This window comes from Paraburkholderia sp. RL17-337-BIB-A (assembly GCF_046025895.1).
Taxonomy (GTDB): Bacteria; Pseudomonadota; Gammaproteobacteria; order Burkholderiales; family Burkholderiaceae; genus Paraburkholderia; species Paraburkholderia fungorum_C.
Map to the genome: position 1 here is coordinate 2,540,226 of NZ_JARESY010000002.1, position 11,016 is coordinate 2,551,241.

General features: G+C 57.0%; 4 protein-coding genes, 2 tRNA genes, 3 rRNA genes and 1 pseudogene. 2 read left to right on the plus strand and 8 right to left on the minus strand.

Features of this window, described 5'->3' with window-relative positions:
* Positions 1 to 145: 145 nt before the first annotated feature.
* Positions 146 to 361, minus strand: a complete 216-nt coding sequence (locus P0D84_RS32065; RefSeq protein ID WP_408343293.1) for a hypothetical protein — start codon at positions 359 to 361, stop codon at positions 146 to 148.
* A 171-nt stretch (positions 362 to 532) separates the two neighbouring features.
* Positions 533 to 2,698, minus strand: a complete 2,166-nt coding sequence (locus P0D84_RS32070) for an FUSC family protein (protein ID WP_408343295.1) — start codon at positions 2,696 to 2,698, stop codon at positions 533 to 535.
* A 202-nt stretch (positions 2,699 to 2,900) separates the two neighbouring features.
* On the opposite strand from P0D84_RS32070, the gene P0D84_RS32075 reads away from it, so the two are divergent.
* Positions 2,901 to 3,902, plus strand: a complete 1,002-nt coding sequence (locus P0D84_RS32075) for a LysR family transcriptional regulator (protein WP_408343297.1) — start codon at positions 2,901 to 2,903, stop codon at positions 3,900 to 3,902.
* A 206-nt stretch (positions 3,903 to 4,108) separates the two neighbouring features.
* Positions 4,109 to 4,354: pseudogene (locus tag P0D84_RS32080) on the plus strand (lipocalin family protein); the annotation flags it as partial.
* 216 nt (positions 4,355 to 4,570) lie between these two features.
* Here the strand turns inward: P0D84_RS32080 and rrf are convergent.
* The 6 genes from rrf to P0D84_RS32110 all read right to left on the minus strand — a co-directional run bounded on the left by rrf (position 4,571) and on the right by P0D84_RS32110 (position 11,016).
* A 5S ribosomal RNA gene (rrf, locus tag P0D84_RS32085) occupies positions 4,571 to 4,683 on the minus strand.
* Between the two features lie 153 nt (positions 4,684 to 4,836).
* Positions 4,837 to 7,715, minus strand: a 23S ribosomal RNA gene (locus tag P0D84_RS32090).
* A 337-nt stretch (positions 7,716 to 8,052) separates the two neighbouring features.
* Positions 8,053 to 8,128, minus strand: a tRNA-Ala gene (locus P0D84_RS32095).
* A 75-nt stretch (positions 8,129 to 8,203) separates the two neighbouring features.
* Positions 8,204 to 8,280 (minus strand) — tRNA-Ile (locus P0D84_RS32100).
* A gap of 64 nt (positions 8,281 to 8,344) precedes the next feature.
* Positions 8,345 to 9,875: ribosomal RNA gene (locus P0D84_RS32105) — 16S ribosomal RNA — on the minus strand.
* Together the 16S, 23S and 5S rRNA genes with 2 tRNA genes alongside form the textbook arrangement of a ribosomal RNA operon.
* Before the next feature lie 580 nt (positions 9,876 to 10,455).
* Positions 10,456 to 11,016 carry a phosphonate degradation HD-domain oxygenase gene (locus P0D84_RS32110; RefSeq protein WP_408343299.1) on the minus strand — a complete coding sequence of 187 codons (561 nt, stop codon included), beginning with the start codon at positions 11,014 to 11,016 and terminating at the stop codon, positions 10,456 to 10,458.

Here is an 11,016-nt window from a genome sequence, read left to right on the forward strand (position 1 = left end):
GCACGTCTGCGGCGTGCTTCGCTCAGTAGCCAGATTGTCGCACCAGCCGCGGCGTCTCGATGGGACGGCGTCGCGGCCAGATGTTTCGTCGCGTGAAATTCCCGCGAAGATCCTGCAGCACTGCTGATGTTGCTCGTGGCGCTGTTTAGCTGCCGAAGTAGATATTGCAGAAGCTCACGGGCCCGACGCATTCTTCGGCCTTGGCCTTCGGTACAGTGATGCGATTTTTCTCGACGACATTGTTGGCGCGCGGTGCATTCGCTTGCGCGACCTGTTGTTCCGGGGCAGCCGGTGCGGTCTGTGCATGAGCGACAACAGCGGACAGGGAGCAGGCAATCAAGGCAATTTTCAACATATTCATTTCGTTCTCCAATACTTACGGTTCCGTCCCGCAGGAACTCCCTTTGAGGGGATTGCGTGGCAGTGGTGAAACTATATGACTGCCACCTACATGGATAAACCGGGCTGGACGGAAGTGATCTTTCCATCTGGCAGAAGGATCGGGGCGAACGTCTGGTCCAACGCGCATGGGTCAGCGCGCGTTGAAAGGCGCGTCTTTATCGAGCAACGCTGTGCGGATGAAGTGCAGACAACTGAGGATGCGCTGCAGGTCATGCCGCCTGTCGCGGTCGGCATGAACGGCTTCCAGGACGTCCTGCACGATCCACGTAGTCGAGCGCACGGATATAAGAGCCCGCTCGACAGCATGCGAGTTGGGACGCGCGAAGAGCCGCGCGAGGTCGCCTTCGGTCTGGGCGAGGCTGCTGCCCCAGCGTGAATGAAGCGCTTGCGCGTAGCTGGCACGCGCCGCTTCATTGCGCAGATCGATCACGGCGTGCCCTACTTCGAGCGTGACGAGCATCCAGCGCAAGGCATCGCGGCGGCGGCGGGAGCGCCGTGTCAACAGCATGCGCAACTGCGAGGTCAGATCGTGGGTGCTCGACTGAAAGCGCTGATTAAGGCCGGGCAGTTCGTCCTTGCATGCGGACACAACTTGCGCGCGCAAATCGCCCTTGATTCTCTCGGTGAGCCACGGCATATCCGAGGGAAAAACCACCGCGAACACGATCGCCGCGAGCAGGAGCGAGGCCGTGATCGCTATGCCGTTGTTGAGCAGCAGATCGGGCGCATACGTGACGACGTTGTCCGGCCCGGCGAGCAGGCAGAAGAACACCGAAAAGCCGATGCCATACCCTGCCGCGAACTTGCGCGATGCGATGAACGCGCCGAATGCAAGCACCGGGGTAAGCGTCGCGCAAAGCAGCGGAAAACCGTCGATGTTGGGATAGACGTAGCACGTGAAAAGATAGCCGGTCATGGTCGCCAGCACTGCGCCGACTGCCATCTGCACGGCCATTTTCGACGCGTTCGGCGCGGTCGACGTCAACGCGCAGACAAGCGCCGCGCCGATCACCGCCAGGCCGCCGCTGGGCCAGTCGGTGGCGATCCAGAACCAGCCGGCGATCGCCATGATGACTGCCGACCTGGCAAAGGTAAACGCGACCACAAAGCTGTTCGTCTTGCTCACGTAGCCGCCGGGCGTGCGCGGCTCGACTCCTGGCTTGCGCCGCGCCAACGATGCGTAAGTCTCGGAGTAACGGATCCATTCGTCGACAAAACGATATAGCAGTTCCGCAGCCGTATCGAAATCCGCCAGCGATTCAGCGGGTGCGGCTTCCAACGGCCGTCTCGTTTCGCGCACGCGCCGTGGCAAGCTCGTCTGGAAGAGCCGTAGACCGGCGGCCACGCGCGCTGCGTCGGCGTTCGCGTCCTGAGTTGATGCCAGCAATACCGACAGCTCGTGGAAGTACGGCGTAATCGCATCGACTATTCGACTGAGGCCGTTCACGCGCAGACGTTTGAGCAATTGATGCAGTGCATGCAGCCGCGCGCACGCGTCCATGAATTCGCCGTTTAGACGACCGAGATGCTGGCTGCGTGAACGCATGGCCGGATCTTCGAAGGCAGCAAATGTTCGCGTCGCTTCAAACCCGACGATCTCGTCGACGAGGTCCGCAAAGCGCCGTTCAAACTGGCCGCGCTCGATGCCACGACCCAGCACCTCGGCAGCGAACGCAGTAAAATTGATATATCGAATGTGGAGCGCGCGCCGCAATGCAAGGCTGGAACGCTGTGGCACAACCAGCGCGCTCACCGCGCTCGAGCACACGATGCCAACCGCCACTTCCGCCGCGCGCGTGAGCGCCGCGAGAAACAGGTTGTGAGGCGTCGTGACATTTGGAATGCCGATCAGGGCAGCGGTATAACCTGCCAGCACAAAACCGTACCATCTGAAATGCCGATATCGGACCGCCGCTGCGATACAGGCGCTCACCCAGCCGATCATGCCGAGCATGTACAACTCGGGTTGCTGGACGAATAGCGCGCCGAGCGTCAGGGCCGCGACCGTGCCCGCCGCGGTGCCGAGAATCCGATAGAAACTCTTGGCGAGCACCATGCCGCTGAATGGCTGCATCAGCACGAACACCGTTGTCATCGCGATGCGCGGCTGCTGGAGATCCAGCAACATCGCAATACCCAGCGCCAGCAAACCCGCGGCGACCGTTTTCAGCAGATGCAGCCCGATCAGACCGTCGCTGTTCGCCCAGTCGCGAATGGCCGGACTGAGCGTTGGCAACATGACGCTCCACTGCCGGCGGGAATCCGCCGTCGGTTTGATCGCATGTTGGCGTTTCATTGGAAAGCAGCGCGCCCCGGTTTGTCGCTGATAGAAGCGCCGGTGAACGCTGCTGCGCGCACCGGCAGGCAAGGCGCCGATTGTAGGAGCATGCGCTGCGCGCATTAATAGGATGGCCGCGGAACGTCTCTTCCAGAACGAACAACAATGAGCTTGCGGGATAGGCGGACAATACGGCTTCTGCTGTGAAATAGAAGGATCGATGGATACGTTACAAAATATGCGAGTGTTCGTGCGCGTGGTCGAAGCGGGTAGTTTTACCGCCGCCGCGCAGTCGCTCAACTCGACGACAGGCGCGATGTCCCGCGCCGTCTCGGAACTCGAAGCGCATCTGCGCACGCGCCTGCTGAACCGGTCGACGCGGCGCCTTGCGCTCACCACAGCTGGCGAGCGATACCTGAAGCGATCTCAGCAAATCCTTGCAGATGTCGACACTGCGGAAGAAGAAGCAAGCTGTGCCCACGAACGCCCCAGCGGCGCGTTGCGCATGCACAGCTTCGCCAGCATCGGCCAGCATTACGTGCTGCCGGCTATTTCCCGGTATCGCGCGCTTTATCCCGAAGTGACCGTCGAGCTGACGTTATCGCAGCGGATGCCTGATCTGTTCGAAGGGAGTGCCGACGTCGCCGTGATCAGCGCCTCGACTTTGCCCAATTCGGACCTCGTATCGCTCCTGCTGGGTACAACGTTCAGCATCTTGTGTGCATCGCCTGCGTATGTGCACGCTCATGGCGCGCCGCAACGGCCCAGCGATCTGGCGCATCACGAGTGTTTGATTCTGCACACACCTGCATTTCCGCCCCACGAATGGGTGCTCGACGGCCCGCACGGCAGCGAGGTGATGGAAGTGAACGGCCCCGTGCAGGTGAATATCGCCGAATCTCTGATCGTCGCGATTCGCGAAGGAATGGGCATTGGTATGGTGCCGCTCTACGCGGCGATTGCCGGGTTACGTGACGGGACGTTAATCCGCGTGTTGCCCGAATATACGCTGCAGCAGACGAACGTTTACGCACTGTATCCCTCACGCAAATTCATCGACGCGAAGACGCGCACGTGGGTCGAGTTCTTACGCGCGCATCTGCCGAAGATGATTGCACGCGATGAGGCGTTGCTTGCGGAGGTTGGCCAGATGTATGCAGCCGATGGCGTCACGCCGGTAGGGGCGGCTAACATCGAGGACGGGGACGTCGCTGCGCATTGAGACAGATTTAAGGCGAAGTGCAGAGACCGCGCTTGGGTAAGGCAGCGACGCGATTAGCGAAGTGGCAGGCCATTTGTGATTGCACCAAGGGTCTGCCAGAGAGCAGCAATTTTTTTGATCGGAAAGGAGTGAGCGCCGGAAGATTGGGGTGTATGGGCAACGTCGCGCGATGTTTCCAGATCCAGCCATTGTGACGAGCAGGTCACTTCGCTCCGGTTCGCACATGGCGCTCGCCACGCACGAACACGCCGTATCCCGTCTCGATGACGGTTAAAACCGGCACGTTGCGCCTCGATCCGTTGATGGACGACCAGGAACTCGATTCCCGCCAGTCGACCGGCGCAGTGTATTGGGAAGGCGCCGTGCGGGTGAGCCGCGACGGCGCGGACGTTGGACGTGCTTATCTGGAACTGACGGGATATGCGAACGCACTCCGGATCGGGAAGGAGTGACGCCGGAGCAGTGTGAGCGCATCGGGCCTTGTCGCGCGATGTTTCCAGATCCGGCCGTTACGACGGATGGACCACCTGGGCGAAGTGCCGGCGGAGCGTGCCATCGCAGTCGTGATGGCACGGCTGGAGGCGAAGGCCCGTTCTGTGCCTGTTTTTGCAGATGGTAAACGCAGAAACCCCACCTTTTGGGGGTGGGGTTTCTGTTACTGCAGGGGAGCCTGACGATTACCTACTTTCACACGGGAATCCGCACTATCATCGGCGTGGAGTCGTTTCACGGTCCTGTTCGGGATGGGAAGGGGTGGGACCGACTCGCTATGGTCATCAGGCATGACTTGTTGTCGCACTGCTCGTGGAGCAGTACAACCAATCTGGAAGAAGTAGTTTCTGGTGATGCTCACCAGGGGTAAAGCTGTTGGGGTTGTGTTGTTTCTGGCACAACACGTGATCTCAACCGTGGCGTAGTAAAACACACCGGTTATAGGATCAAGCCTTACGGGCAATTAGTATCAGTTAGCTTAACGCATTACTGCGCTTCCACACCTGACCTATCAACGTCCTGGTCTTGAACGACCCTTCAAGGGGCTCGAAGCCCCGGGGATATCTCATCTTAAGGCGAGTTTCCCGCTTAGATGCTTTCAGCGGTTATCTCTTCCGAACATAGCTACCCGGCGATGCCACTGGCGTGACAACCGGTACACCAGAGGTTCGTCCACTCCGGTCCTCTCGTACTAGGAGCAGCCCCCTTCAAATATCCAGCGCCCACGGCAGATAGGGACCAAACTGTCTCACGACGTTTTAAACCCAGCTCACGTACCTCTTTAAATGGCGAACAGCCATACCCTTGGGACCGGCTACAGCCCCAGGATGAGATGAGCCGACATCGAGGTGCCAAACACCGCCGTCGATATGAACTCTTGGGCGGTATCAGCCTGTTATCCCCAGAGTACCTTTTATCCGTTGAGCGATGGCCCTTCCATACAGAACCACCGGATCACTATGACCTGCTTTCGCACCTGCTCGACTTGTCGGTCTCGCAGTTAAGCACGCTTATGCCATTGCACTATCAGCACGATTTCCGACCGTACCTAGCGTACCTTCGTACTCCTCCGTTACACTTTGGGAGGAGACCGCCCCAGTCAAACTGCCTACCATGCACTGTCCCCGATCCGGATCACGGACCAAGGTTAGAACCTCAAACAAACCAGGGTGGTATTTCAAGGGCGGCTCCACGCAGACTGGCGTCCACGCTTCAAAGCCTCCCACCTATCCTACACAGACCGGTTCAAAGTCCAATGCAAAGCTACAGTAAAGGTTCATGGGGTCTTTCCGTCTAGCCGCGGGGAGATTGCATCATCACAAACACTTCAACTTCGCTGAGTCTCGGGAGGAGACAGTGTGGCCATCGTTACGCCATTCGTGCAGGTCGGAACTTACCCGACAAGGAATTTCGCTACCTTAGGACCGTTATAGTTACGGCCGCCGTTTACCGGGACTTCAATCAAGAGCTTGCACCCCATCATTTAATCTTCCGGCACCGGGCAGGCGTCACACCCTATACGTCCACTTTCGTGTTTGCAGAGTGCTGTGTTTTTATTAAACAGTCGCAGCCACCAGTTTATTGCAACCCCTTCACCCTAAGCGCGCAGGCGCGTCAGGCTACAGGGGCGTACCTTATCCCGAAGTTACGGTACCAATTTGCCGAGTTCCTTCTCCCGAGTTCTCTCAAGCGCCTTAGAATACTCATCTCGCCCACCTGTGTCGGTTTGCGGTACGGTCTTGTTAAACTGAAGCTTAGAGGCTTTTCTTGGAACCACTTCCGATTGCTTCTTCACCTAAGTGAATGGCGCCACGCCCTTGAATTACGCACCCGGATTTGCCTGAGTGCCTTCTCCAACGCAGCGACCGGGACTTCCAACACCCGGACAACCTTCCGCGATCCGTCCCCCCATCGCATTTAACAATGGTGCAGGAATATTAACCTGCTTCCCATCAGCTACGCATTTCTGCCTCGCCTTAGGGGCCGACTCACCCTACGCCGATGAACGTTGCGTAGGAAACCTTGGGCTTACGGCGAGGGGGCCTTTCACCCCCTTTATCGCTACTCATGTCAGCATTCGCACTTCCGATACCTCCAGCGCACTTTTCAATGCACCTTCGCAGGCTTACGGAACGCTCTCCTACCATGCACATAAATGTGCATCCGCAGCTTCGGTATATTGCTTAGCCCCGTTACATCTTCCGCGCAGGACGACTCGATCAGTGAGCTATTACGCTTTCTTTAAAGGATGGCTGCTTCTAAGCCAACCTCCTGACTGTTTTAGCCTTCCCACTTCGTTTCCCACTTAGCAATATTTGGGGACCTTAGCTGGCGGTCTGGGTTGTTTCCCTCTTGACACCGGACGTTAGCACCCGATGTCTGTCTCCCGTGATTGCACTCTTCGGTATTCGGAGTTTGCTATGGCGTAGTAATCCGCAATGGACCCCACAACCATGACAGTGCTCTACCCCCGAAGGTGATACACGAGGCACTACCTAAATAGTTTTCGGAGAGAACCAGCTATTTCCAGGTTTGTTTAGCCTTTCACCCCTATCCACAGCTCATCCCCTAACTTTTCAACGTTAGTGGGTTCGGACCTCCAGTACGTGTTACCGCACCTTCATCCTGGCCATGGATAGATCACCTGGTTTCGGGTCTACACCCAGCGACTGAACGCCCTGTTCGGACTCGCTTTCGCTACGCCTGCCCTAATCGGTTAAGCTTGCCACTGAATGTAAGTCGCTGACCCATTATACAAAAGGTACGCCGTCACCCCTTACGAGGCTCCGACTGTTTGTATGCATGCGGTTTCAGGATCTATTTCACTCCCCTCCCGGGGTTCTTTTCGCCTTTCCCTCACGGTACTGGTTCACTATCGGTCGATCACGAGTATTTAGCCTTGGAGGATGGTCCCCCCATCTTCAGACAGGATTTCACGTGTCCCGCCCTACTTGTCGTACACCCAGTTCTTCCTCGCTGTTTTCGTCTACAGGGCTATCACCTGCTATGGCGGCACTTTCCAGAGCCTTCGACTAACAATGAAGATAAAGAGTACAGGCTGATCCCATTTCGCTCGCCACTACTCTGGGAATCTCGGTTGATTTCTTTTCCTGCGGTTACTTAGATGTTTCAGTTCACCGCGTTCGCTTCTCGTGACCTATGTATTCAGTCACGGATACCTCAAAAGAGGTGGGTTTCCCCATTCGGACATCGACGGATCAAAGCTCGTTTGCCAGCTCCCCGTCGCTTTTCGCAGGCTACCGCGTCCTTCATCGCCTGTGATCGCCAAGGCATCCACCACATGCACTTGTTCGCTTGACCCTATAACGGGTGTGTCTCAACACCGATCCGAAGATCCATGCCTCGCCACAATCGCTACAGGTTGAGTATTCGTGTTGCGCCGTATTCCAAGGCAATCTTTCGATTACCTTTTCATACATTGATACAATCACAACCCTGATTCACCTACTCAACCACCCATCTCTAAGTGATCTTTCGTGAATCTCTTTACTACTTCTTCCTGATTGTTAAAGAACGACAGCCGATATGATGGTCGCTATGACCACCTATCACTCTGACTGGCTCAATCGCCAATGCCTGTTTCACTACACCGCAAACCTCTTGCAAGGTCCGCCGCAGTAAAACCGGCATTGAAGATTGGTGGAGGATGACGGGATCGAACCGACGACCCCCTGCTTGCAAAGCAGGTGCTCTCCCAGCTGAGCTAATCCCCCAGTCACACACAGATATTGCTATCTGTATTGATGCCCCAGGGGTTTCAGTCATTAGCGCAGCCACCGCAGAAACAGTGGTGGGTCTGGATGGATTCGAACCATCGACCCCCGCCTTATCAAGACGGTGCTCTAACCAACTGAGCTACAGACCCCTGAGTCTGTCTTTTTCACAGCCGATAAGCGTGAGCGCTCAACGCATTGACACGTTAGCTCGAGAAAGGAGGTGATCCAGCCGCACCTTCCGATACGGCTACCTTGTTACGACTTCACCCCAGTCATGAATCCTACCGTGGTGACCGTCCTCCTTGCGGTTAGACTAGCCACTTCTGGTAAAACCCACTCCCATGGTGTGACGGGCGGTGTGTACAAGACCCGGGAACGTATTCACCGCGGCATGCTGATCCGCGATTACTAGCGATTCCAGCTTCACGCACTCGAGTTGCAGAGTGCGATCCGGACTACGATCGGTTTTCTGGGATTGGCTCCCCCTCGCGGGTTGGCGACCCTCTGTTCCGACCATTGTATGACGTGTGAAGCCCTACCCATAAGGGCCATGAGGACTTGACGTCATCCCCACCTTCCTCCGGTTTGTCACCGGCAGTCTCCCTAGAGTGCTCTTGCGTAGCAACTAGGGACAAGGGTTGCGCTCGTTGCGGGACTTAACCCAACATCTCACGACACGAGCTGACGACAGCCATGCAGCACCTGTGTTATGGCTCCCTTTCGGGCACTCCCACCTCTCAGCAGGATTCCATACATGTCAAGGGTAGGTAAGGTTTTTCGCGTTGCATCGAATTAATCCACATCATCCACCGCTTGTGCGGGTCCCCGTCAATTCCTTTGAGTTTTAATCTTGCGACCGTACTCCCCAGGCGGTCAACTTCACGCGTTAGCTACGTTACCAAGTCAATGAAGACCCGACAACTAGTTGACATCGTTTAGGGCGTGGACTACCAGGGTATCTAATCCTGTTTGCTCCCCACGCTTTCGTGCATGAGCGTCAGTATTGGCCCAGGGGGCTGCCTTCGCCATCGGTATTCCTCCACATCTCTACGCATTTCACTGCTACACGTGGAATTCTACCCCCCTCTGCCATACTCTAGCCCGCCAGTCACAAATGCAGTTCCCAGGTTAAGCCCGGGGATTTCACATCTGTCTTAGCGGACCGCCTGCGCACGCTTTACGCCCAGTAATTCCGATTAACGCTTGCACCCTACGTATTACCGCGGCTGCTGGCACGTAGTTAGCCGGTGCTTATTCTTCCGGTACCGTCATCCCCCCGGGGTATTAACCCAGAGGTTTTCTTTCCGGACAAAAGTGCTTTACAACCCGAAGGCCTTCTTCACACACGCGGCATTGCTGGATCAGGCTTGCGCCCATTGTCCAAAATTCCCCACTGCTGCCTCCCGTAGGAGTCTGGGCCGTGTCTCAGTCCCAGTGTGGCTGGTCGTCCTCTCAGACCAGCTACAGATCGTCGCCTTGGTAGGCCTTTACCCCACCAACTAGCTAATCTGCCATCGGCCGCCCCTGTAGCGGGAGGTCTTGCGATCCCCCCCTTTCCTCCGTAGAGCGTATGCGGTATTAATCCGGCTTTCGCCGGGCTATCCCCCACTACAGGACACGTTCCGATGTATTACTCACCCGTTCGCCACTCGCCACCAGGGTTGCCCCCGTGCTGCCGTTCGACTTGCATGTGTAAGGCATGCCGCCAGCGTTCAATCTGAGCCAGGATCAAACTCTTCAGTTCAAACCTGTTACTGTTTTTCGGTTCTGTTACGAACCGGTCGCTCACTCAACGTACTGACGAATGATCCTCCTGCCAGCGTGTTTCCACCCCAGCAGGAAAACCTTCCTTTCATTACTGTGTGAGACTTGATACTTTCGCTTCCAGCAAACCCCGAAGAGTTCACTGCGCGTCGCGCATCAAGCGCCCACACTTATCGGCTGTTAATTTTTAAAGATCGATTACGCATTCACTACCGGAACCGCACCGCGCGCTGCTGGCATCAAGCTTCAACACCACAACCACCCGGTACCGCTTCGTTCTGCGTCGCTGCATCAGCAGCAGAGAAACGAGATTATGAAGAACTTTCGCTACGCCGTCAACAGGTTTTTCTAACTTTCTCAACCCGCTCACTTCGCTGAAAGCCTTGCCACTGCTGGCTCTCCCGCCTCCCGTGCCCCGTTGTCCGAAGCACGAAAGAGCGAGATTCTAGCGAGCCGAACCGTGCCTTGCAAGCGTTATTTTGATACGCATAGATTGCGCGGGAAATGGCGCGAAGATGGCGCAACAAGCGAACCCGAAGATCAGCCGAAAACCATCTCGTTCAGCCGGCCACGCGCTTCTGCATCACGCGCTCGACTACGCCCAAATAGTGATCGAGACCCGGCGTCGCGCGATTCGCTTCTTTTGCGCGATCGTCCCACTTGCGCAGGCGCAATGCGTCTTCCGCGTAGGGCTTCTGCAGAAACGCCTCGGCCGCTTCCTTACTGAAGATGCCGCCTTGCAGTTCCAGGCTTCGCACCGAATCGGCGGAAAGCTGGCCGAAGTACGTATCGTCGATTGCACACAAGCAGCGCTTGGCGTCGACGTGCAGCCGGATCGGCTCCAGCACCGCATCAGACAACACCGGCCGCAAGAACGGCAGCGCGAAATACTGATGCAGATCGTCGATGCCGCGCCCCGTCGGCGTCTCGCCCTGCAGATTCAGCAGATGCCCGAGGTCGTGCAAAAACGCAGCGGTGACGAGGTCGTCGTCGGCGCCCTCTTCTTCCGCCAACGCGCCGCTTTGCAGCGCATGTTCAAGCTGCGTCACCGGCTCGCCGCTATAGGCGAGGCTGCCGTACTGTTCAAATAACGAACGGATGTCGTTCAAACTCAGTGCCAC